Origin of the sequence: Mesorhizobium sp. M0761 (assembly GCF_040320205.1) — a bacterium.
Lineage (GTDB): Bacteria > Pseudomonadota > Alphaproteobacteria > Rhizobiales > Rhizobiaceae > Mesorhizobium.
In genome coordinates this window covers 141,216-162,752 of the sequence record NZ_JAMYPF010000008.1, presented here as the reverse complement: position 1 = coordinate 162,752, position 21,537 = coordinate 141,216, and the positions used below count along the sequence as shown (strand labels likewise).

Sequence of the window (21,537 nt, the reverse complement as noted above, 5' to 3'; positions counted from 1 at the left end):
GTCAGAGCCCGGCGGGCCGCGGCATCTTGCCGAACAGCCGGAAGAAGTTCGCCGTCGTCAGCGTCGCGATCTCGGCTTCGCCAACGCCGACCGTCTCCGCCAGCACCTTGGCTGTATGCGCGACATAGGCCGGCTCGTTGCGTTTGCCGCGGAACGGCACCGGCGCCAGATACGGTGCGTCGGTCTCGACCAGCAGCCGGTCATGCGGCACATCGGCTGCGATGGCGCGTAAATCGGCTGAGTTCTTGAAGGTCAGTATGCCCGAGAAGGACACATAGCCACCAAGCTTGACGCCCACGTCGGCCAGCCGTCGCCCCGACGAAAAACAATGCAGGATGAAGGGGAAGGCGCCCTTCCCTGTTTCGTCTTCGAGGATGGCAGCCATGTCGTCATCGGCATCGCGCGAATGGATCACCAGCGGCAAGCCGGTCTCGCGCGCGGCCGCTATGTGAGTACGAAAGCCCTGCGCCTGCGCATCGCGTGGCGCCTTGTCGTAAAAATAGTCGAGCCCGGCCTCGCCGATCGCCACCACCTTCGGGTGCGCGGACAGGCGCACAAGGTCCTCAGCCGTCACATCCAGCTCTTCGCCGGCATTGTGAGGATGAGTGCCGACCGAGCAATAGATTTCGTCGAAACTCTCGGCAATCTCAAGCACTTGCGCAAACCGCTTCACGCGTGTCGAGATGGTCACCATGTGACCTATACCGGCAGCCTTGGCGCGGGCGACGATGGCCGCCCGCTCCTCGGTGAAATCCGGAAACTCGAGATGGCAATGGCTGTCGACCAGCATCAGGCGCTCGCCTCAGGGTTTTCGACATAACGCGGAAACACGCCCTCCGGCGCGGGCAGCGCCGTGCCGGGCACCAGCGCATAGTCGGCATGGACATGCGCGAAGTCGCGCGTGTCCGCCGGCACCGCCAGCAGATCGAGCAGCTTGCCGGCCGACCCCGGAATGTAGGGCTGGCACAGCAATGCCACGCGCCGCACCAGTTCGGCGGTCGTCCACAGCACCGTTTCCATGCGCGCCGGATCGGTCTTCTTCAGCGCCCAGGGTGCCTGCGAGGCGAAGTAGCGATCCGCTTCCGCCACAACGCCGAAGATCGCCGCCAACGCGAGATGGATGCCCTGTTCCGCCATCGCCTGGCGCGCGGTACCCAGCGCTTCCACCGCCTGGTCGAGGATCGCGCTGTCGGCTTCGGTCAGCTCGCCGCGATGCGGCACCACGCCGCCGCAGTTCTTGGCGATCATCGACAGCGAGCGCTGCGCCAGATTGCCGAGACCGTTGGCGAGATCGGCATTGGTGCGGTTGACGATCGCGTCATGGCTGTAGCTGCCGTCCTGGCCGAATGGCACCTCACGCAAGAAGAAATAGCGCACCTGGTCGAGGCCGTAGTGCTCGACCATGGTGAAGGGGTCTACGACATTGCCGACCGACTTCGACATTTTCTCGCCGCGGTTGAACAGGAAGCCATGCGCGAAGACGCGCTTCGGCAGTTCGATGCCGGCCGACATCAGGAAAGCCGGCCAGTAGACGGCATGGAAGCGGACGATGTCCTTGCCGATAATGTGCGTGGCCGGCCAGTAGCGCCATTGCTCGGCCTTGGTGTCGGGATAGCCGGCAGCGGTGATGTAGTTGGTCAGGGCATCGACCCAGACATACATCACATGCTTGTCGTCGCCCGGCACCGGCACGCCCCAATTGAAGGTCGTGCGCGAGATCGAGATATCCTTGAGGCCGGACCTGACGAAGCTCATCACCTCGTTGCGACGCTCGGCCGGACCGACGAAATCGGGCTGGCTTTCGTACAGCGCAAGCAATTTGTCCTGATAGGCGGAAAGCCTGAAGAAGTAGCTTTCCTCCTCATTCCATTCGACCGGCGAGCCAAGTGGCTCGCGGCGCACGCCGTCGTCGCCGAGCGTGGTTTCGCTCTCTTCGAAATAGGCTTCCTGGCGGACCGAATACCAGCCGCTATAGCGGTCAAGATAGATGTCGCCATTGGCCGCCATAGCCTTCCAGATCGCCTGGCACGACTCGTAGTGGCGTGGTTCCGTCGTGCGGATGTAGTCATCATTCGAGCCGCCCAGGACCTCTGTCATCGAACGGAAGATCGCCGAGTTGCGGTCGGCAAGCGCGAGTGGCGTTATGCCTTCCTTCTCGGCCGTCTGCTGCATCTTGAGGCCATGTTCGTCGGTGCCGGTGAGGAAGAGCACGTCCTTGCCGTCCAGGCGCTGGAAGCGGGCCAGCGCGTCGGTTGCAATGACTGTATAGGCGTGGCCGATATGCGGCTTGCCGTTCGGATAGAAAATCGGTGTTGTGATGTAGAATGTGTCGCGTGACATGAATTAACCGTCATGAATGGCCGAATGAATGTGAGCGGTGGATATCGCATCGAGACGGCGATTGCCATCCCGCCCCAATGCCGAAACCGGTCACATTCGCATTGCGGAATTCAGGCGGTCGATCATGGTCAAGGCGTGCTGCTTCTTGTCAAGATTGTAGGTATCGGTCTCAGATATGGCGTTCAGCGCCTCGTGCCAAGTGTCGGACAGCGTTTTCGCCCGCGCGAGATCCCCAGCCAGCGCGGCTTCACTGGCGCCGGTGGAGAGCAGATCGAGCGCGCGGCGGTTGAAGATGTCGAACTGGATCGCCTGGTCGCGGCCGGCGACGGCCTCGGCAAGGCGATAGGCGCCGGCGATGTCGCTCTTGCCCGACGTGACCAGGGCGTCGAGGGTGCCGGCAATCTCCAGCCCGCCATATTGGGTCAGAAGGATCGCATTGCGGGCGCTGCCCCCTGCCCGTTCCGCTAGTGCCGCGCGCGCAGCAGGATCGGAAGGTGGCGGCGGCTCGACGGTCTCCAGAACACTCATGAGGCTGCCGGCATCGAGCGGCGTCAGCCGCACCATCTGGCAGCGCGAACGGATGGTCGGCAAAAGGCTGCCCGGCGCATGCACGATGAGGATGAACAGCGTGCGGCTCGGCGGCTCCTCGAGGTTCTTCAGCAAGGCATTGGCGGCGTTGGTGTTCATGTCGTCGGCCGGATCGACGATCACCACCCGGTAGCTGCCGTCATGCGAGGTCAGCGACAGGAAGCGGTTGACCTTGCGGATCTCGTCGACGGTGACGACGGTCTTGAAACTCTTGGTCTTGTCGTTCAGCGGCCGGGTCAGGTGCAGCACGCCGGGATGCGCCCCGGTGGCGATCTGGCGAAACAGCGGTGAGGCCGGATCGGGAACGGCAAACGTGTCCGGCGCCTGGTCGAAGGCCGGATGCTTCAACAGATGGTGCGCCAGGTGAAAGGCAAGCGTCGCCTTGCCGATGCCGACCGGCCCGGCAAAGATCAACGCATGCGGCAGTTTTCCCGAGCGATAGGCGGCAGCGAGCATCGCGGCCGCCTGCTCATGGCCGACCAGGCGCAGCGTCTCGGACGGCTCCGGTACACCGTCCAGCGTGTCGTGCTGCTCGGGAGCGATGCGTTCGAAGATCATGCGGGCGCCGCCTGTCGGTTGCGCGCGGGCGCCCTCGCCTCAAGTGCGGCGAACACCACCGCGGTGATGACATCCTCCACCGCAGCGGGAGGCGCCGACGCGTCGATCACGATGCAGCGGTCCGGCTCGGCCGCTGCGATCGCCAGGAAGGCGTCACGGCGGCGCTGGTGGATGTCCAGCGTCTCCTTTTCGAAGCGGTCCGGACCGTCCTCGGCGCCACGCCGCGCGGCGGCGCGCCGCAAGCCCTCGGCGGGGTCAATGTCAAGGATCAGCGTCATGTCCGGCATCATGCCGTTGATGGCGACCTCCTCCAGAGCTTCCATGAAAGCCGGATCGAGGCCGCCGGTGACGCCCTGATAGACGCGCGACGAATCCAGGAAACGGTCGCAAAGCACGATGGAGCCGCGCTCCACCGCCGGCCGGATGACCTGCTCGACATGGTCGGAGCGTGCGGCGGCAAACAGCAGCGCCTCCATCTTCGGCCCGAAAGGCTCGGCGGCGCCGGACAGGAGCACGTGCCTGACCGCCTCGGCGCCGGGTGACCCCCCGGGTTCGCGGGTGAGGAGGACATCGTATTTCTTGGCGCGCATCTTCTGGGCCAGCCGCTCGATCTGCGTCGACTTGCCGGCGCCCTCGCCGCCTTCGAAGGTGATGAAAAATCCGCTTGCCAATCGAAAGGCCTTTGTCCTGCTTTGCGCTGGTGTCTTAGTCCGCGCCCGAGAAAAGGTCCACGCCGCAGGAACTCAACGCAGCCAGCCTACGGCCAGTTCCCTGGCGGCATCAAACGCTCGTTGCGGCAGTGTGCCGACGCCAACCGATTCGGCGGCGAAAAGCGGGGTTTCCTGGCTCAGCGTGTCGCCGATCCAGACGCGCAGCGCGCCGACGGGCTGTCCCTCCTCCACCGGCGCCGATACCGGCCCCTGATAGACGATCCTGGCGGTCAGCTTGTCGCGGTTGGCGATCGGCAGCAGGACGTCGATGGGCGCCTTTGCCTTCAGCGCTACGCTGGATTTGGCGCCGCCGAACACCTGGGCCTCGCCGACCACTTCGTTGCTGGCGAAAATCTCGGTCTTCTCGAAGGAGCGGACGCCCCATTCAAGCAGCTTGCGCGCTTCCTCGGCGCGCTCGCGGTCGTTGGCCAATCCGCTCATCGCCGCGATCACCCGCGTCCCGTCATGGCTGACCGAGCCGACGATGCCGAAACCGCCCGCCTCACTCGACCCGACCGCCAGCCCATCGGCACCGATGCCCATGGCCAGCAATGGGTTGCGGTTCTTTTGCGAGATCTTGTTCCAGGTGAAATCGGCCCGGCCGTAATAGAGATAGAGATCCGGATATTCGCGCCATATATGCAGGCCAAGCTGCGCCAGTTCGCGCACCGTCGTCTGCTGGCCGTCGGCCGGCAGGCCGGTCGAATTGACGAATGTCGATTTCGCGAGCCCGATCTGGCGGGCGCGATCGTTCATCTGCGCCGCGAAATTCTCTTCCGAACCGGCCATGCCTTCGGCCAGCACCATGCAGCCGTCATTGGCGGCCTGTATGGTGACCCCCTGGATCAGATCCTCGACCCGGATCGCCGATTTGAGCTTGGCAAACATGGTCGACGTTCCCGAAGGCGCACCGCCCTTGCGCCAGGCATTTTCCGAAACCACGAAGGTGTCGTCGAGGCTCATGCGCTTCGACTTGATGGCGTTGAAGACCATCTCCATCGTCATCAGCTTGGCCATCGAGGCCGGCGGGATCGGTTGGTCGGCATCCTTGGAAAACAGCACCGTGCCGGTTTCGGCATCGATCATGAAAGCCTGCGTCGCCTTGGTCTCGAAAAGCTGCGCGTTGGCCGGAACCAGCGCGGCAAGCAAGAAGCCAAGGCCAAAAAGCCCGGCAAAAGGGTGGAAAAGGCGAAATCGCATGAAGAGGCTCGACTGTTAGCCGGCAGAAACTTGCCGCAACGCTATCAGGCTTCTTCCCGGCGGATCAACCGCGCAATGACAAAACCGGCGTGCCTTTGTTGGTCAGTTGCGCACAGCCAGCGCGTCCGGCGCGCCATGCGACCATGCCGCGCGCAAGAGGTCGTCGACATTGCCATGGCCATCCGGATAGAGATTGACCGCGTACCAGTCATTGCCGTCGAGTTCGGTGCTCTGGATTTCGGTCCTGCCGAACGGTTCGAGAGCCGCAGCCACCCGCTTTGCCTCGGCAGCATCGTCGAAGGATCCGGCGGCGACATAGTCGGAAACGGCAGGCGATGCCTGCGGGTTGGATTTCTTCCACGATTGCAGGATGTCGGCTGGCGACATGCCCTGGTCGTCAAGCGCTGCAAAGACGTCGGCGCGCTGTACGCGCTCATCCGCATAGGAGAGCGAAGCCACGGCAAAGGGCGATTCCGGGCGCTGAGGCACGATCGGCCCGAATTCAGGCAGCGTCACATCGCTTGAGGCCGGTGCCTGCATCGACATCACTGGCTGTGTGTCGGAATTCGTCAACTGACCAGGAAACGGCACTACGGCAGGGGGTGCGCCAACAGATAGGCTCGGCGAAGGTCCGTTCATCGCAACCATGACGCCGGTCGGCAAGCCATCGGACGGGTCCGGGCGGTTGCCCGGGCGGTAGGAGGCGACCAGATATTGGTCGTCGTCGCCGTCGAGCGGTGCGCGGCCAATATATTCCACCTTGACCCTGGCCGTGCCGACCTTGGCATAGTCGAGCATTTGCGCGGCGCGTTCCGAGACATCGATGATGCGTCCCTCGTGATAGGGGCCGCGGTCGTTGACGCGCACGATGACCGAGCTTCCGGTCTCGGTGTTGGTGACACGGGCGTAGCTTGGCAGCGGCATGGTCGGATGCGCCGCCGTCAGATGGGTCATGTCGTAGACTTCGCCATTGGCTGTGAGACGACCGTGGAAGGCATCGCCATACCAGGAGGCGAGACCGACCTTGGCGTAGCGCTTGTCTTCCTTGGGGTAATACCACTTGCCGCGCACCTGATAGGGCTTGCCCAACTGGTCGCGGCCGCCGCCGCGCCGCATGTACTGAACGCGCGGGCTGGCCTTCACGCCGTATTCGGTCTCGGCAAAATATTCCTTCGAGCGAGGCTTCTTGTAGACCATGGCTTTCGGCTCGGACTGCGGCGACGCGCACGCGGCCAGCAACGCAGCCGAAAGAGCGCACAACACCAAAGCAGGAGCGCGACGAAGACGCCGATGCGTCGTGGTCTGCATGTTTTCCGATGTCCCCTACCGTCTCGACACAGGCGCCGCTTCTAGAATTTCGGCGGAGCCAGATGAGCAATGCCTGCGACGCGCCAATCCCCATCCCTTGTGCGCAGGAATTGTTTATCAGCGTATTAATCGATTGTGTCCGGAACCGGGCAGGAATGTGGCGGCCAGGTCCCGGGCTGGCCGGGCGCCTGTGAGGAGGCATCCGAGACCTCTGTCCTTTGGAGTCTGGAAGTGAACCTGTGGCATGAAGCGCGGCTGCCTGGAACCGACCGACCCGAGATACGTTCTGCGCCTCATGGATGAATTCATTGAACGTTTCGGGCAACAGACGTGGCTGCCCTTTTCCGTAATTTCAGCCAGGCTTTTGCTCGCGGCCGTCCTTGGCTCCATCGTTGGGATCGAACGCGAATGGCGTAACCGACCGGCCGGATTGAGGACACACATCCTGGTCTGTGTTGCGACGGCTCTAATTGCTATCCTCACGATCGAGATTACTCATTTTCACGTCTTCGATGGTCAGGAAATCGCCATTGATCCTATCCGCTTGATCGAAGCCACGACTGCCGGCGTGGCATTTCTGGCCGCGGGCTTGATCTTCTTCTCCAAGGGCGAGGTTCAAGGGCTTACCACTGGGGCGGGCATGTGGCTGGCAGGCGCCATAGGCCTGGCGGTTGGGCTCGGGTTCTGGCAGATCGCGGCTTTGGCTACCTTGCTCGCACTTGTCGTGCTGGGTCTTCTGCAACTTGTGCAGGTCGGCAGCAAGGATCGCAATTAGATCCCGGCTCCTTCGAAAACGGGTTCGCAGCTCCGTTCGGGTAACGAACGCCACCCCCTATTATCCATGGCAGCGCCGATGGTTGACTTGGCGATGGGCAACGCTCTAGAGAAATGAACCGCAAGCTGGTCCGGAAGGATAGGTATCATTCGATACCAACTGTCGTTCACTGGGTCGGTTGATGTTCCTAGATGATTGAAAAGTCACGTTGGAGGGATGGCCGAGCGGTTTAAGGCACCGGTCTTGAAAACCGGCGTGGGTGCAAGCCCACCGTGGGTTCGAATCCCACTCCCTCCGCCAGATATTTGGCTACCTGCTGAATTGCCTCTGTATTTTCAAAGAGGGCCAAATCTTTCCTAAGTTATTCCTAACTTCCTAAAACGAAGAAGCCTGCCACCGCGAGGCAGCGGGCCAGCGTGAGCCCAAACGTTGCGCCAGCCTCAGAATCAACGTTCGTCCTGGCGATAGAGCCGTTTGGTCGCGCGGTCGCTTTCCATGCGTTCTGCAGGACCACGGTGGCGTCGGGTCATAAGAACGTATGCCATCAATAGGGCCAGCAACAGTGGCCCACCAGCAACGACGATCAACCACATCACACTTTCAAACATGAGGCATCTCCTTCACGTCACAACCGTCAAGGAGAAGAACCGTTCCGTTCAAAGTTACAGCAACACCAGCACCTCCTGCGACTGAGGGCCGTTTTCCCATGTGACCGTTTCGGAAATCCGGGCTCCGCTGCAACAAAAGGCTGCGGCTGCACGTTGCGGTTGATCATTCAACCAGGAGCAAAGCAAATGGCCGACGACAAAACGAAGACGGACTTCCGCGATCGGGACCGCGTCTCTGCCGATGAGGATTATGAAGTCGAGTATTTCGCTACCAAGGCCGGCATCACCCCGCAGCAGGTCAAGGAATTGATCGCGAAGCACGGCAACCGACGCGAGACGCTGGAGCGGGAAGCGAAGGCTCTGGGGAGCGGTAGGTAGGCCGGCGTGCCAGAGTACCAGGTGGAAGAGTGGCATGGAGAGGAGTGTGTCTCAACTCAGGCCACGAGCGCCGATGATCCGTTATCTGCGGTAGAGAAGGTCACGGGCCAAAGGGTGTCGCCTAGAGCGCTTCAGGAGCATTGGTTTCGTGTGGTCGATGAAGATGCGCGAAGCACGCATGAATTCAGCCTTGAGGACGGCGGCCCGGCTGGAGATTTCGCAAAATAGCCATGACCAGAATCTCGGACCTGCATTGGGACCAACGCTGCAGATAGGCGAGAAAGGTGCAGCCGCCGGGCGGACCCGACGGCTTATCGTCGATTGGATCGCTGCCGCCGCATGGGGCTGCCTTAAGGCGCGGCCGGCGCCAACTTGGCGGCTACTTGGTCGATCTTGTCGGCAAGTACGCTATTGGCCCAATCTGTGACCTCAGGGTCAACGGGCTTGTTGGCCATTTGGGCAAGAGCTGCATCGAGCGATGGGACGTTGGCAGCGGCGTCAGCGGCGGCGGCCTTAGCATCGGCGGCGGCCTGGGTGGCGTCATCGAATGCTGTCTGTGCTGCATCGAGGTCGGCCTGCGTCGGGACATCTTCGGGCAGGGTATTCGGGTCAGCCGCTTTCGCATTCAGCGCGTCGAGCGCCGCTTTGGCGTCGGTAACCGCCTGATTAGCGGCATCGAGCGCCGATTGAGCGTTCTTGGCTATTGCCGACTGTGTCACAAAAGCCTGCACGCCAGCGAAGTTCTTGCTCTTGGAGTGCATAAAGGCGTTGGCGTTGCGCTGCAGCGAGTTCAACCGGCCGAGCTTGGCATGGATATTCTTTTCCTTGGACACAGAAGGGGTAGCGGCCTTGGCGACCTGGCCCTTAGGGGCCTGGCCCTTGGCGGATGCCGACTTGCCGAGCGAACCGCCGCCTCCGCCATTGCCGCCAGCATTACCGTTTCCTCCGCTATTGCCATTGCCATTGCCATTGCCGTTACCATTGCCATGGCCGTTACCATGGCCGTTGCCACCAGCAGCAGCCAGGGCCGGCGACACCAGAAGCGAGAACACCGCAAATGCAGCAAAAAGGGTCTTTCGGGATGTCATAACTACCTCCGAGATTGCCACCGCCACTAACCGCTATAGCGGGCAACATGAGGAATCGCTAACACAAAGGGTAAACTTGGATATAGCTGTGCTTTCATTGCGAGAACGAAGCGGCCGGCCGGCGAAACGCCAACCAGCATAACTCTTTGAAATTGCTGAAGTAGATCACCCTCGTTGGAACCGGCCGGCCTTCCGAACTCAAAGGTCCTAGACCGCTCAGACCAAGGTCTTAAGCCGTGGTTTCGGCCGCGACTCAGAGTCGTGACGGCGCGGCGACCTTCGGTAGTCGGCACCGTATCGGCCTGAGGCCGAGCTCGACATCGATCCGCTGCTGTGTCCCAAAACACCGCCTAAGTGGTTGTATTCTCTGTCTTTTGATATAAGCGCTAGTCTGAGGTAAATTTCGACCGGCATCTGGCGGGCTTACGTTATGCAGCATCGAACGTTCTTTGGCGGCAAGGTCACCGAGATCCCCACTTCGTTACATTGCGATCCCAGGGGAATGCTGACCGCTATCGAGTTCAGCGGTTACAATTTCCAAGCCGTGCGGGCGTTCGTCGTCACCGCGCCGCGCGGCACGTCGCGGGGCGGACATGCACACGGCTCGGGCCGGCAATTGATGATGCAGCTGTCGGGCCAGATCGGCATCGAATTTCGCTATCAGGAACAGATCGAACGGCTGACGCTCACCGCATCGAACCGCGCGGTGCTGGTCGATGCCCCGGTGTGGGCGCTGCAGACCTATGAAGGCGAGAACCCGTCTTTGCTGGTTTTCTGCGATACCGAATACGACCCTGAAAACTACGTATCGAACCCCTGATGACACTCATCGGGAAAGGAGAGGCCGCGATGCGCGCCAGGACATGACAGCGCCTCGCGGCAGAATGGCTATTCTCGGCGCCGGCATCATGGGCGCCAGCCTCGCTCTCATGATGGCCCGCAGAGGCTACGCGGTGTCCCTCTTCGACAAGGAGAGCGAGCCGATGGCCTGCGCCAGCCGTTGGAACGAGGGCAAGATTCATCTCGGCTATCTCTACGGGAACGATCCCTCGCTGCTGACCGCCCGGCATCTGCTTTCGGGAGGACTGTGTTTCGGCAGGCTTGTTTCCGAGCTGATCGGAAGCAATCTGGAAGCGCACACGACCCTTTCGGAAGACCTTTATCTGATCCATCGCAACTCGATCGTCGCTGCCGAGGCGCTGGGGGCGATCTTTGAACGTGTGGATGTATTGGTGCGCAGCCACGCTGACGCCACGAGCTACCTTGCCGACGTATCGGCGGCGCGGTCGAAACGGCTTTCCAGAACTGAATTGGCCGATGTCACCAACTCGGACCAGATCGTCGGCGGCTTCCAGGTGCCGGAGCGATCCGTCAACACGCGATGGGTTGCCGACCGGCTTTGCGCGGCGCTTCGGGGTGAACCCAATATCAGCTTGCGGATGGCGTCCAAAGTCCTGTCGGCACAGCCGGTGGACGGAATTGACGGGAAATGGCGCGTGGCGGTCGCAGGCAAGAAAAGTGAGGCGTTCGACATCGTCGTCAATTGCCTTTGGGAGGGGCGGCTGGCTGTCGACCGCACGGCCGGCATCGAGCCGGTTCCCGGATGGTCGCACCGCTACAGGCTTTGCCTGTTCGGCCGCACCAGGCAGCCTGTCAATGTGCCATGCGCGGTCGTCGCCCTTGGCCCGTTCGGCGACATAAAAAACTATGACGGGCGCAACTTCTATCTCTCCTGGTACCCGAGCGGGTTGCTTGCGGAGAGTGGCGAATTGTCGATCGAAACGCCGCAAGCGCTCGATGCCGACGCACGACAGCGGTTCATCGGCGACGTTCGCGCCACGCTCGCCCGGTTGGTGCCCAGTGTTTCCAGCATGTTCGACGATGCCGAGGAGCTTGAGGTACGCGGCGGCTTCGTGTTTGCGCAAGGGCGTGGTTCGCTCAGCGACCCGAAAGCCACAATCCATCGCCGCGACCAATTCGGGGTCAACCGCCTGGGCAACTACATCTCGGTCGACACAGGTAAATATTCGACGGCGCCGTGGCTTGCCGACAGGCTGGCGCGGCAAATCTGCGGGATCGAGTGAATGGGTGAGACAGAACAGGGCGGCGCGAAGCAGGTAGCGCAGAAACAAGTCCAGCTTCGATCCGGCTGGCGGCCGAAGGTCACGGCGCTGGTGCCATGCTACAATTCGGCGGCATTCATTTCGCGTACGCTGGACAGCCTCGCCGGGCAGACCTGGGACAATATCGAGATCCTGGTCGGGGAGGACAATTCGACCGACGCGACATTCGAGATCGTTTCAGCCTTCGCCGGCGGCCGCGACGATGTCCGTATCCTCCGCCGGGACAAAAACCTGGGATGGCTGAAGAACTCCAACGATCTGATGGCCAATGCCAGCGGCGAATTGATGTTCTTTGCCTTCCATGACGACGTCATCGATCCAACCTATATCGAGGCGCTGGTGCGGGCGCTCGATGCCAATCCCGCGGCCGTACTGTCGTTCAGCGACGTCGAAGTGATCGAAGTCAGCGGCGAAAGTGCCACGTGGAAGTTCGACCTGCTGGAGGGCTTGCAGGACGGTTTTGCGCGTGGCCGGGCGATGGCGCGCCAGCCGCATGGATGGTGGGTTCCCAATCGTGGGATATTCAGGGCCTGGGCGTTCCACCGTAGCGGCGGGATCAAGCCCAACAGCCAAGGCGAATTCAGCGCCGACTGGACCTGGCTTCTGCATCTGTCGCTGCTCGGCGGCTTTGTCCGCGTGCCGCAAGTGCTCTGCCACAAATACTACCGGGCGGGCAGCATCAGCCGGCGCTGGGACCGCAACAGCACCCAACGAAGGGCCTTGCGGGCGGCGGGGATAAGGGAGGTCTGGCACAGCGAGGCCGGCCTTGCACAAAGAGCCTTCCTCGCTGTCTATATCGCCTTGCGGCCGTGGCGGTGGGTGCCGCGATCGCGAGAAGCGCAAAGACGGCGAAACAGGCAATCGGTGCATGGCAGCCCGGACAAATAAGAATGGCGCCGGCGACGTATCAAAGCGGCTGCGTCAAAACACCCTGCCCGGCCAACGGCGATTTCCGCGCATATCCGGCTGCCCCAAAATGGCACTCCGGTTGATTTTTCACGCGAGTTATGGTCGTTCTCCCGCCCATGAAAAAACTATTCCTTGCGGCGCTGGCCTCGGTGACGCTGGCCTGGCCCGCCCACGCGATGGACGCCGCCCTGCGCGCCGGCCTGCTGAAACTCGACCCGGAGACCCGGCTGGAGCAGAGATGCGACGCCGAAGTGCTCGACCGCATCAGCCATGACGACCACAAGTACAAGGCAGACCGCGTCGTCGCCTACGCCTTCGCGACGCCGGAAATGAAGGCCGATGCCATCCGCAGCCCGGGCGCTGCCTTCCGCAGCAAGGGGCAGTGGTACCGGCTGAAGTTCAAATGCGAGACGGCGCCTGACCATATGGAGGTCCTGCAGTTCCGTTACCGCATCGGCGACGAGATTCCGGAAGCCGACTGGGCGAAGTACAATCTCTACGACTGAATTCGCTGCGACCAGAATTCTCTCTGGCAGAACGACCTTCCCTATTCCCGTGGCTTTCAGCGTCGGCCGTTAGAGCGGTTCAGCTTTTTACAGAGCAGCTGACCCACTCTAACTCTTTGTTTTTGCATGATTCCGGACGGAAAACCGCTACGCACTTTTCCTGGAATTGCGCCGGCAGTCTCTTGACGCGCGGGAACCATACACGTTAGGGCGTCGGCATATCCGACGACGAACACGCCGATACAGCAAGGGGCTCCGGTCGATGGACATTTTCAGCGCTGCAAGCATGACGGCCCTCCTCCAGGTCATCGCCATCGATCTGGTGCTTGCCGGCGACAATGCCATCGTCATCGGCCTTGCCGCCGCCGGCCTGCCGGTCGAGCAGCGCAAGAAAGCCATCCTGATCGGCGTGTTGGCGGCGACTGTGCTGCGCATCCTGTTTGCCGCCGTCACCGTCAAGCTTCTTGCCATTGTCGGCCTGCTGCTGGCCGGCGGCATCCTTTTGTTGTGGGTGTGCTGGAAGATGTGGCGCGAGCTGCGGACGTCGCATGCCGACGAGTTCGAGGCGACCGAGGCGCTCTCCGATTCCGACCTCAACAGCGACAGAACGGTAGGTGGCAAGGCGCCGCGCAAGACGCTCGGCCAGGCGGCCCTGCAGATCGTCGTCGCCGATGTTTCGATGTCGCTGGACAATGTGCTGGCGGTCGCCGGTGCGGCGCGCGATCATTTTCCGGTGCTTGTCATAGGCCTGGTGCTGTCGATCGCCTTGATGGGCTTGGCCGCGAGCTTCATTGCCAAGCTGCTGCACCGCCACCGCTGGATCGCTTATGTCGGCCTGCTGATCATTCTCTACGTCGCGATCGATATGGTCTATCGCGGCGTTGTCGAGGTCTGGCCGCATGTCAGTCCTGTGGTGAGCTGACTCTGCCGGTCCTACAGCTTCTGTATATTACGGGTATCTGCCGGAGGCAGTGGTCGCGTTCGCCGCAGCCGCTGCCCATACCAATGCCGCAATAAGTGTGGTACTGGCCGCCGATCCCGAAAAACCCGGAATGTTTCTCATGTCTGCGCCTCGCGTCAGTTTCGTCAGCCTTGGATGCCCGAAGGCGCTTGTGGATTCCGAGCGCATCATCACGCGCCTGCGCGCCGAAGGCTATGAGATCGCGCGCAAGCATGACGGCGCGGACCTTGTCGTCGTCAACACCTGCGGCTTTCTCGATTCGGCCCGCGACGAATCGCTCAACGCCATTGGTTCGGCGCTTTCGGAAAACGGCCGGGTGATCGTCACCGGCTGCCTCGGCGCCGAGCCGGACGTCATACGAGAGAAGCACCCCAACGTCCTCGCCATCACCGGCCCGCAGGCCTATGAGAGCGTGATGGCCGCGGTGCATGAGGCGGCGCCGCCCAGCCACGATCCCTATATCGACCTTCTGCCGCCGCAAGGCGTCAAGCTGACGCCGCGCCACTACGCCTATCTCAAGATTTCCGAAGGCTGCAACAACCGCTGCACCTTCTGCATCATTCCGGCACTGCGCGGCGACCTCGTCTCGCGCCCGGCGGCCGATGTGCTGCGCGAGGCCGAGAAGCTGGCCAAGGCCGGCGTCAAGGAACTGCTGGTCATCTCGCAGGACACCAGCGCCTACGGCATCGACATCAAGTACCAGACGTCGATGTTCGGCGACCGCGAAGTGCGGGCGAAATTCCTCGACCTTTCGGAGGAGCTGGGCAAGCTCGGCATCTGGGTACGCATGCACTATGTCTACCCCTACCCGCATGTCGCCGATGTCATCCCGCTAATGGCGGATGGAAAAATCCTTCCCTATCTGGACATCCCCTTCCAGCACGCCTCGCCGCAGGTGCTGAAGAACATGCGCCGTCCAGCCCATGGCGAAAAGACGCTGGAGCGCATTCGCGGCTGGCGCGAGGTGTGCCCGGATCTGGCGATACGCTCGACCTTCATCGTCGGTTTCCCCGGCGAGACCGACGAGGATTTCGAGATGCTGCTCGACTGGCTGGACGAGGCCAGGATCGATCGCGCCGGCTGCTTTAAATACGAGCCGGTCCGCGGCGCCCGCTCCAACGATCTCGGCCTCGAACAGGTGCCGCAGGAGATCAAGGAAGCGCGCTGGCATCGCTTCATGCAGCGCCAGCAGAAGATCTCGGCGACGCAGCTGGCCAAGAAGGTCGGCAAGCGCCTGCCGGTGCTGATCGACGAGGCGCATGGCACGTCTGCCAAGGGCCGGACAAAATACGACGCGCCCGAGATCGACGGTTCGGTGCATATCCAGTCGCGCCGCCCGCTGCGCCAAGGCGACATCGTCACGGTCAAGATCGACCGCGCCGACGCCTACGACCTTTACGGCTCGGCGGTTTAGAAAATTACCAAAAAGGGCGCCTCCCGGCGCCCTCGGATTTTTGGCACAGCCCTCGGCGCGGTTTCGCAGTCGAAGCGTGCAGCCCGCGAAATGAAAAAGGGCGCCGCGCGGCGCCCCTTCTCCTTTGCGTTTCCGATATTTACTGCGGCAACTTGTCGTCGACGCCCTTCACATAGAAGTTCATGCCGAGCAGCGTGCCGTCGTCGGCGACTTCGCCGTCCTTGAGCCACGGCGTGCCGTCCTGCTTGGCGACCGGTCCGGTGAAGGGGTTCCAGCCATCTGCGATTTTCTTGGCGGTTGCCTCGGCCATCGCCTTCACATCGTCCGGCATGTTGGTGAAGGGCGCCAGCTTGACGGCGCCGTCCTTGATGCCGAGCCAGACATTGTCCGGCTTCCAGGTGCCGTCGAGCGCTGCCTGAACGCGGCTGATGTAGTACGGCCCCCATTCGTCCGTCAGCGAGGTCAGCTGCGCGTTCGGCGCGAACTTGATCATGTCGGAGGACTGGCCGAAGCCGTGCAGCTTGCGCTCTTCCGCCACCTGCAAGGCAGCGGTGGAATCGGTGTGCTGAACGATGATGTCGGCGCCCTGATCGAACAGTGCCTTGGCCGCGTCAGCTTCCTTGCCCGGATCGAACCAGGAGTTCACCCAGACGATCTTGGCCTTGAAGTTCGGGTTGACCGACTGCGCGCCGAGCATGAAGGAGTTGATACCCATCACCACTTCGGGGATCGGGAAGGAAACGATATAGCCGGCGACCCCTGCCTTCGATTCCTTGGCGGCGATCTGGCCGAGCACATAGCGGCCTTCATAGAAGCGCGCATTGTAGATGCCGAGATTGTCAGCGGTCTTGTAGCCGGTGGCGTGCTCGAACATCACTTTGGGGAACTTCTTGGCGACCTTCACTTCCGGGTCCATGAAGCCGAAAGAGGTGCCGAAGATGATCTTGCAGCCTTCGCGCGCCAGACGCTCGAAAGCGCGGTCGGCATCGGGACCTTCCGAGACGTTCTCGAGATAGGCGGTTTCGACCTTGTCGCCGAGCGCCTTTTCCACCTCGAGGCGGCCCTGGTCGTGCTGGTAGGAATAGCCGAAGTCGCCGATCGGGCCGGTGTAGACCCAGCATGCCTTCAACTTGTCGGCGGCCTGCGCGGACGCCGCCAGTGACATGGCGGCGGTCGTGGTCATCAACGCAATAAGCAGTTTTTTCATTGTGTTACCTCTCTGAGTTTAGCCTTGGAGCTTCCCGTTTGTTTTTGTTGTCAACGATCCGGAACGAATGGCTGCCCCAAGGAAGCCGGCGTGTTCATCATCGTCAGACGCTTGTTGCGCGAGATTAGAACGAGAACCACGACGGTTGCCAGATAGGGCAGAGAAGAAAGCAGCTGCGAAGGCACCGGAATGCCAAATGCCTGTGCATGAAGCTGGCCGATCCACACCGCGCCGAAGATGTAGGCGCCGGCGAGCACGCGCCACGGCCGCCAGGAGGCGAAGACGACCAGCGCCAGCGCGATCCAGCCGCGGCCCGCGCTCATGTTCTCCACCCATTGCGGCGTGTAGACCAGCGACAGATGGCCGCCGGCAAGGCCGGCGCAGGCGCCGCCGAAGATGACCGCGAGATAGCGGTAGCGGATGACCTTGATGCCGAGCGCATGCGCCGATGTGTGGCTGTCGCCGATCGAGCGCAGAGTGAGGCCGGTGCGGGTCTTGAACAGGAACCACATGACGGCCGCCGTCAGCGCGATCGAGATGTAGAAGATCGGGTCCTGGCCGAACAACAGCCTGCCGACCACGGGAATGTCGGTGAGCACCGGAACGTAGAGGTTTGGCAGCCGCTCGCCGGGCTGGCCGACGAAGCTGGTCCCCATCATGCCGGAAAGGCCGAGGCCGAGCAGCGTCAACGACAGGCCGGTCGCCACCTGATTGGTGGCGAGCGACAGCGTCATCACCGCAAACAGCAGCGAGAACACCGCGCCCATGGCAATTGCCGCCAACAGGCCCATCCAGGGCGATCCCGTGAGATAGCCGGCTCCGAAGCCGCCGACGGCGCCCATGATCATCATGCCTTCGACGCCGAGGTTGAGCACGCCGGAGCGCTCGACCACCAGTTCGCCGATGGCCGCTATTAAAAGCGGCGTCGCCGCCGTGGCGATGGTCAAAAGGATGTTGACGGCGATGTCCATCAGCGGGCTTCCTTCAACTTCGGCGCGGCTTCAAGCTTCGCCGCGCTTTTCGTCAGCGCCATGCCGACCAGACGGATGCGATAGTGGATGAGCGTGTCGCAGCCGAGCACGAAGAACAAAAGCATGCCCTGGAACACGCGTGCCACTTTGTCGGAAATGCCGAGCGCGCTCTGCACCGCCTCGCCGCCGAGATAGGTCAACGCCAGCACCAGGCCGGCGGCGACAATGCCGAGCGGATTGAGCCGGCCGAGGAACGCGACAATAATGGCGGTGAAGCCGTAGCCGGGCGAGATCACCGGCTGGAGCTGGCCGATGGCGCCGGAGACTTCCGAAATGCCGGCAAGCCCAGCCAGCGCGCCTGACAGCAGGAAGGCGAAGAACACCATGCGGTTGAGGCCGAAACCGGCGAAGCGCCCTGCCCTCGGGCTGGAGCCGAGCACGCGGACCTCAAAACCCTTGAGCAGGCGGCTCATCAGCACCCAGATCAGCACGGCTGCAACAAGCGCGAAGACAAAACCCCAATTGGCGCGGCCGGCATCCGGCATCAGTTCCGGCAGGACCGCCGAGTCATTGAACTGGATCGTCTGCGGGAAACCGTGGCCCTGTGGATCGCGCCAGGGGCCGCGCACCAGCCAGTCGAGGAAAAGCTGGGCGACATAGACCAGCATCAGGCTGGTCAGGATTTCGTTGGTGCCGAAGCGCGTCTTCAAGAGAGCCGGGATTGCTGCATAGGCGGCACCGCCGACCATGCCGAACAACAGCATCAGCGGCAGCACCAGCGGGCCTTCGAACCCGGGAAACAGCACCGGAATGGCCGAGCCGAAAATGCCGCCGAGGATGAACTGTCCCTCAGCGCCGATGTTCCAGATGTTGGCCTTGTAACAGACCGACAGGCCGACCGCGATCAGGATCAACGGCGCGGCCTTGATCGCCAGCTCATGCAGCTGCCAGACCTGGCTGATCGGCTCGATGAAATAGATCTCAAATGCGCTCAGCGGGTTGACGCCGAGCAGCGCGAACAGAACCGCGCCGGCGATGATCGTTAGGGCGAAGGCGATGAAGGGCGACAGCGCCGAAAAGAGCATAGAGCGCTGCGGGCGTTTGACGAGTTCGAGGCGCATCATGCCGTCTCCAGACCATGTTCGGCGTGGCCAGGCTCGGCGCCGCCCATCAACAGACCGACCTTTTCGAAAGTTGCCTCGGCGATCGGCAGCGGTTTGGACAATTCGCCATTGTGCATGACCGCGATCGCGTCCGAAATCTCGAACAGCTCATCGAGGTCCTGGCTGATGACCAGAACTGCCGAGCCGCTGCGCGCCAGTTCGATCAGCGCCTGGCGGATGTGGGCGGCGGCACCGGCGTCGACGCCCCAGGTCGGCTGGTTGACGACCATGACGGCAGGGCTGCGGTCGAGTTCGCGACCGACGATGAATTTCTGCAAATTGCCGCCCGAAAGGGCCGCAGCTTCCGGATCGGGCGCGCTCTTGCGCACATCCATCGCCACGATGATGCGCTGGGCGGCGGCATAGACCGCACCGCTTTTGACGGCGCCGCCGGCGCCGACAAAAACCTTGCCGTCGGTGGCGTGCCGCGACAGAAGCAGGTTTTCCGAAAGCTTCATGCGTGGCGCCGCGCCATGGCCGAGGCGTTCTTCCGGCACGAAGGCAGCGCCCATCAGCCGCCGGCCTGTGATCGAGAGCGAGCCGGCATCCTTGCCGCGGATGCGCACGGATGCGGCGTCCTGCTGCAGCACCTCGCCGGAGACGGATTCGAAGAACTCGCCCTGGCCGTTGCCGGCGACACCGGCAATGCCGATCACCTCGCCGGCGCGCACAGTGAGGTTGATATTCTTCAGCGGAATCGAAAACGGCGTTGCCGGCTTGCGGCTGAGGGCGCGGATTTCGAGCAGCGGCTGCGCGGTCTCGATGCCTTCGGCCGGCGCACGCACCACGGCCTTCACCTCGTTGCCGACCATCATGCGGGCCAGCGACGAAGCCGTTTCCTCGCGCGGATTGCAATGGCCGACGACCTTGCCGTGACGCAGCACGGTCGCGCGGTCGCAAATGCGTTTGACCTCTTCCAGCCGGTGCGAAATGTAGAGGATGGATTTGCCCTCGGAGCGCAGGCGCTCCAGCGTCTCGAACAGCTTGTCGGCTTCCTGCGGCGTCAGCACCGAGGTCGGCTCGTCGAGGATGATGAGCTGCGGCGTCTGCAACAGGCAGCGGATGATCTCGATGCGCTGGCGTTCGCCGACCGAGAGATCGCCGACCAGCGAGTCCGGATCGAGCGGCAGGCCATAGCTGAAGGAAAGCGCCCTCGCCTTGGCCGCGATCGAGCTGATCGGTGAGCCGTCATCCAGAGACAGAGCGATATTCTCGGCCGCGGTCAGCGCCTCGAACAGCGAAAAGTGCTGAAACACCATGCCGATGCCGAGCTTCTTCGCCATGCCCGGACTGGTGATCCGCACCGCTTCCCCGTTCCAGAATATCTCGCCGGAATTGGGCTCCAGCGAGCCGAACAGCATCTTGACCAGCGTCGACTTGCCGGCGCCGTTTTCGCCAAGCAGCGCGTGGATCTCGCCCTTGGCGATGTTGAGGTCGATATGATCGCACGCCGTCAGGGTGCCGAATATCTTGGTCAGGCCACGAACCTCAAGCAGGTTCGCTCCATCATGATCTGCACTCACAGTGCCTCCCATCCGGTTCCCGGACATGTTCTGTGTTCCCGCCAACATCGTATGCGCTGGCCGCTCTCGTGCGAAAGCAGCACCCACCTTGAAAGAGCTTCAAGAATTTCAGCGGAAACTCAAGGGGTAAAGATAGACCCGTTTCGCACAACAAACCGACCGACCGGTTTTTCGTGCAAACAGTGCCTGGGCGCCGCGGCAAAGCACTGAAAGGAAGGCAAACCTCCGTCAGGGGATCAGTATTGTCGTACCCGTGGTCTTGCGCCCTTCGAGATCGGCTTGCGCCTTGCCGGCGTCCTTCAGCGCATAGCGCTGGTTGATCTTGATCTCGACCGCGCCGCTCAACACCACATCGAACAATGCCGCGGCGGAGATTTCGAGGTCTTCACGCTTGGCGTTGTAGACGAACAGCGTCGGCCTGGTAGCGAACAGCGAGCCCTTCTGCGCCAGCACCGACATCGAAAATGGCGGGATCGGTCCAGAGGACTGACCGAAAGAGACGAACATGCCGAGCGGCTTCAGACAGTCGAGCGAGGCCGGGAATGTGTCGTTGCCGACCGAATCGTAGACGACGTCACATTTCTTGCCGCCGGTGATGGCGGCGACGCCGGCGACGAAATCCTGCTCCTTGTAGTTGATGACATGGTCGAAGCCATGCGCCTTGGCGAGCTCGATCTTGTCGGTTGAGCTTGCCGTGCCGATCACGGTGGCGCCGAGATGTTTTGCCCATTGTCCCAGGATCAGCCCGACGCCGCCGGCGGCGGCATGAAACAGGATGGTGTCGCCTGCCTTCACCTTGAAGGTCCGGCGCAACAGATACTCCGCCGTCATGCCTTTAAGCATCATGCCGGCGGCCTGTTCGTCGCTGATGCGGTCCGGTACCTTGACCACGCGGTCGGCGGCGACAATGCGCTGTTCGGCATAGGCACCGACATTGACGGCATAGGCGATGCGGTCGCCCGGCTTCAGCCAGTCGATGCCTGCGCCGACCTCGAGAACCACACCTGCCGCCTCGCCGCCCGGGATCAGCGGGAAGCCGCCGGGCGGCGGATAGAGGCCGATGCGGTGATAGACATCGATGAAATTGAGGCCGATCGCGGTGTGCCTGACCAGGATCTGCCCGGCGCCGGGTTGCCCCGGATCGGCGTCTTCATAGGTCAGGACTTCCGGACCGCCATGGGCGTGGATACGGATTGCTTTGGACATT

The 21,537-nt window shown here is 62.3% G+C and carries 21 protein-coding genes and 1 tRNA gene; 9 read left to right on the top strand and 13 right to left on the bottom strand.

Translation table 11 applies throughout. The annotated features are described in order from the left end of the window. Position 1: 1 nt before the first annotated feature. The 6 genes from NKI32_RS15795 to NKI32_RS15770 form a co-directional block, all read right to left on the bottom strand. On the bottom strand, positions 2–790 hold the full coding sequence (locus NKI32_RS15795) for a TatD family hydrolase (RefSeq protein WP_023805223.1): 789 nt from the start codon (positions 788–790) through the stop codon (positions 2–4). Then, on the bottom strand, positions 790–2,340 hold the full coding sequence (gene metG, locus NKI32_RS15790) for a methionine--tRNA ligase (protein WP_023824940.1): 1,551 nt from the start codon (positions 2,338–2,340) through the stop codon (positions 790–792). The genes NKI32_RS15795 and metG overlap by 1 nt, the downstream gene beginning before the upstream one ends. 90 nt (positions 2,341–2,430) lie before the next feature. Then, positions 2,431–3,486 (bottom strand): DNA polymerase III subunit delta', encoded by a 1,056-nt coding sequence (locus NKI32_RS15785; protein WP_023668948.1) that lies wholly within the window; start codon positions 3,484–3,486, stop codon positions 2,431–2,433. Next, the gene (tmk, locus tag NKI32_RS15780) at positions 3,483–4,157 is read right to left on the bottom strand and encodes a dTMP kinase (protein WP_023668949.1); all 675 of its coding nucleotides are present in this window, start codon (positions 4,155–4,157) and stop codon (positions 3,483–3,485) included. The genes NKI32_RS15785 and tmk overlap by 4 nt, the downstream gene beginning before the upstream one ends. 72 nt (positions 4,158–4,229) lie before the next feature. Further along, positions 4,230–5,396 carry a D-alanyl-D-alanine carboxypeptidase family protein gene (locus tag NKI32_RS15775; protein ID WP_023668950.1) on the bottom strand — a complete coding sequence of 389 codons (1,167 nt, stop codon included), beginning with the start codon at positions 5,394–5,396 and terminating at the stop codon, positions 4,230–4,232. A 102-nt stretch (positions 5,397–5,498) separates the two neighbouring features. Continuing rightward, a complete protein-coding gene (locus tag NKI32_RS15770) occupies positions 5,499–6,704 on the bottom strand; it encodes a septal ring lytic transglycosylase RlpA family protein (protein ID WP_023701721.1) in 1,206 nt (401 codons plus the stop codon). Between the two features lie 295 nt (positions 6,705–6,999). On the opposite strand from NKI32_RS15770, the gene NKI32_RS15765 reads away from it, so the two are divergent. Together NKI32_RS15765 and NKI32_RS15760 are read left to right on the top strand one after the other, a co-directional pair. After that, on the top strand, positions 7,000–7,479 hold the full coding sequence (locus tag NKI32_RS15765; RefSeq protein ID WP_031199830.1) for an MgtC/SapB family protein: 480 nt from the start codon (positions 7,000–7,002) through the stop codon (positions 7,477–7,479). Positions 7,480–7,689: 210 nt separating this feature from the next. Beyond that, a tRNA-Ser gene (locus NKI32_RS15760) sits at positions 7,690–7,779 on the top strand. Positions 7,780–7,925: 146 nt separating this feature from the next. Here the strand turns inward: NKI32_RS15760 and NKI32_RS15755 are convergent. After that, entirely contained in the window at positions 7,926–8,087 is a 162-nt protein-coding gene (locus NKI32_RS15755) for a hypothetical protein (protein ID WP_023691300.1), read from the bottom strand. Between the two features lie 186 nt (positions 8,088–8,273). On the opposite strand from NKI32_RS15755, the gene NKI32_RS15750 reads away from it, so the two are divergent. Then, positions 8,274–8,465 carry a DUF3606 domain-containing protein gene (locus tag NKI32_RS15750; protein ID WP_023668952.1) on the top strand — a complete coding sequence of 64 codons (192 nt, stop codon included), beginning with the start codon at positions 8,274–8,276 and terminating at the stop codon, positions 8,463–8,465. 350 nt (positions 8,466–8,815) lie between these two features. Here the strand turns inward: NKI32_RS15750 and NKI32_RS15745 are convergent, their stop codons facing one another. Next, complete coding sequence (locus tag NKI32_RS15745) at positions 8,816–9,553, bottom strand: hypothetical protein (RefSeq protein ID WP_353002968.1); 738 nt, start codon at positions 9,551–9,553, stop codon at positions 8,816–8,818. A gap of 430 nt (positions 9,554–9,983) precedes the next feature. On the opposite strand from NKI32_RS15745, the gene NKI32_RS15740 reads away from it, so the two are divergent. The 6 genes from NKI32_RS15740 to rimO all read left to right on the top strand — a co-directional run bounded on the left by NKI32_RS15740 (position 9,984) and on the right by rimO (position 15,466). Next, positions 9,984–10,373 carry a sugar 3,4-ketoisomerase gene (locus NKI32_RS15740; protein WP_023832183.1) on the top strand — a complete coding sequence of 130 codons (390 nt, stop codon included), beginning with the start codon at positions 9,984–9,986 and terminating at the stop codon, positions 10,371–10,373. A gap of 43 nt (positions 10,374–10,416) precedes the next feature. After that, positions 10,417–11,637 (top strand): FAD-dependent oxidoreductase, encoded by a 1,221-nt coding sequence (locus NKI32_RS15735; RefSeq protein WP_198024616.1) that lies wholly within the window; start codon positions 10,417–10,419, stop codon positions 11,635–11,637. After that, positions 11,638–12,564 carry a glycosyltransferase family 2 protein gene (locus NKI32_RS15730; RefSeq protein WP_353002967.1) on the top strand — a complete coding sequence of 309 codons (927 nt, stop codon included), beginning with the start codon at positions 11,638–11,640 and terminating at the stop codon, positions 12,562–12,564. Between the two features lie 119 nt (positions 12,565–12,683). Further along, entirely contained in the window at positions 12,684–13,091 is a 408-nt protein-coding gene (locus NKI32_RS15725) for a DUF930 domain-containing protein (RefSeq protein WP_032889884.1), read from the top strand. Positions 13,092–13,353: 262 nt separating this feature from the next. Then, on the top strand, positions 13,354–14,013 hold the full coding sequence (locus tag NKI32_RS15720; protein WP_023668959.1) for a TerC family protein: 660 nt from the start codon (positions 13,354–13,356) through the stop codon (positions 14,011–14,013). A gap of 139 nt (positions 14,014–14,152) precedes the next feature. Further along, on the top strand, positions 14,153–15,466 hold the full coding sequence (gene rimO / locus NKI32_RS15715) for a 30S ribosomal protein S12 methylthiotransferase RimO (RefSeq protein ID WP_023691314.1): 1,314 nt from the start codon (positions 14,153–14,155) through the stop codon (positions 15,464–15,466). 139 nt (positions 15,467–15,605) lie between these two features. On the opposite strand, the gene NKI32_RS15710 is transcribed toward rimO, so the two are convergent. The 5 genes from NKI32_RS15710 to NKI32_RS15690 form a co-directional block, all read right to left on the bottom strand. Next, positions 15,606–16,673: a BMP family ABC transporter substrate-binding protein gene (locus NKI32_RS15710; protein ID WP_023682527.1), complete on the bottom strand. Its 1,068-nt coding sequence runs from the start codon at positions 16,671–16,673 to the stop codon at positions 15,606–15,608. A gap of 50 nt (positions 16,674–16,723) precedes the next feature. After that, a complete protein-coding gene (locus NKI32_RS15705; protein WP_023682526.1) occupies positions 16,724–17,644 on the bottom strand; it encodes an ABC transporter permease in 921 nt (306 codons plus the stop codon). Next, the gene (locus tag NKI32_RS15700) at positions 17,644–18,768 is read right to left on the bottom strand and encodes an ABC transporter permease (protein WP_031193354.1); all 1,125 of its coding nucleotides are present in this window, start codon (positions 18,766–18,768) and stop codon (positions 17,644–17,646) included. Before NKI32_RS15700 ends, NKI32_RS15705 begins: the two co-directional genes overlap by 1 nt. After that, positions 18,765–20,342, bottom strand: coding sequence for an ABC transporter ATP-binding protein (locus NKI32_RS15695; RefSeq protein ID WP_023682524.1), 1,578 nt, complete (start codon positions 20,340–20,342; stop codon positions 18,765–18,767). The genes NKI32_RS15700 and NKI32_RS15695 overlap by 4 nt, the downstream gene beginning before the upstream one ends. A gap of 216 nt (positions 20,343–20,558) precedes the next feature. After that, a complete protein-coding gene (locus NKI32_RS15690) occupies positions 20,559–21,536 on the bottom strand; it encodes a quinone oxidoreductase family protein (protein ID WP_023682523.1) in 978 nt (325 codons plus the stop codon). Position 21,537 lies beyond the last annotated feature (1 nt).

Excerpts from the sequence above, each read along its gene's own strand:
- NKI32_RS15705 (WP_023682526.1), bottom strand. The coding sequence starts at position 17,644 with ATGGACATCGCCGTCAACATCCTTTTGACCATCGCCACGGCGGCGACG.
- NKI32_RS15730 (WP_353002967.1), top strand. The coding sequence starts at position 11,638 with ATGGGTGAGACAGAACAGGGCGGCGCGAAGCAGGTAGCGCAGAAACAA.
- NKI32_RS15775 (WP_023668950.1), bottom strand. The coding sequence starts at position 5,396 with ATGCGATTTCGCCTTTTCCACCCTTTTGCCGGGCTTTTTGGCCTTGGC.
- NKI32_RS15735 (WP_198024616.1), top strand. The coding sequence starts at position 10,417 with ATGACAGCGCCTCGCGGCAGAATGGCTATTCTCGGCGCCGGCATCATG.
- NKI32_RS15725 (WP_032889884.1), top strand. The coding sequence starts at position 12,684 with ATGGTCGTTCTCCCGCCCATGAAAAAACTATTCCTTGCGGCGCTGGCC.
- NKI32_RS15720 (WP_023668959.1), top strand. The coding sequence starts at position 13,354 with ATGGACATTTTCAGCGCTGCAAGCATGACGGCCCTCCTCCAGGTCATC.
- NKI32_RS15740 (WP_023832183.1), top strand. The coding sequence starts at position 9,984 with ATGCAGCATCGAACGTTCTTTGGCGGCAAGGTCACCGAGATCCCCACT.
- NKI32_RS15710 (WP_023682527.1), bottom strand. The coding sequence starts at position 16,673 with ATGAAAAAACTGCTTATTGCGTTGATGACCACGACCGCCGCCATGTCA.
- NKI32_RS15750 (WP_023668952.1), top strand. The coding sequence starts at position 8,274 with ATGGCCGACGACAAAACGAAGACGGACTTCCGCGATCGGGACCGCGTC.
- NKI32_RS15700 (WP_031193354.1), bottom strand. The coding sequence starts at position 18,768 with ATGATGCGCCTCGAACTCGTCAAACGCCCGCAGCGCTCTATGCTCTTT.
- NKI32_RS15695 (WP_023682524.1), bottom strand. The coding sequence starts at position 20,342 with ATGGGAGGCACTGTGAGTGCAGATCATGATGGAGCGAACCTGCTTGAG.
- rimO (WP_023691314.1), top strand. The coding sequence starts at position 14,153 with ATGTCTGCGCCTCGCGTCAGTTTCGTCAGCCTTGGATGCCCGAAGGCG.
- NKI32_RS15755 (WP_023691300.1), bottom strand. The coding sequence starts at position 8,087 with ATGTTTGAAAGTGTGATGTGGTTGATCGTCGTTGCTGGTGGGCCACTG.
- NKI32_RS15765 (WP_031199830.1), top strand. The coding sequence starts at position 7,000 with ATGGATGAATTCATTGAACGTTTCGGGCAACAGACGTGGCTGCCCTTT.
- NKI32_RS15690 (WP_023682523.1), bottom strand. The coding sequence starts at position 21,536 with ATGTCCAAAGCAATCCGTATCCACGCCCATGGCGGTCCGGAAGTCCTG.
- NKI32_RS15745 (WP_353002968.1), bottom strand. The coding sequence starts at position 9,553 with ATGACATCCCGAAAGACCCTTTTTGCTGCATTTGCGGTGTTCTCGCTT.
- NKI32_RS15770 (WP_023701721.1), bottom strand. The coding sequence starts at position 6,704 with ATGCAGACCACGACGCATCGGCGTCTTCGTCGCGCTCCTGCTTTGGTG.
- NKI32_RS15795 (WP_023805223.1), bottom strand. The coding sequence starts at position 790 with ATGCTGGTCGACAGCCATTGCCATCTCGAGTTTCCGGATTTCACCGAG.
- metG (WP_023824940.1), bottom strand. The coding sequence starts at position 2,340 with ATGTCACGCGACACATTCTACATCACAACACCGATTTTCTATCCGAAC.
- NKI32_RS15785 (WP_023668948.1), bottom strand. The coding sequence starts at position 3,486 with ATGATCTTCGAACGCATCGCTCCCGAGCAGCACGACACGCTGGACGGT.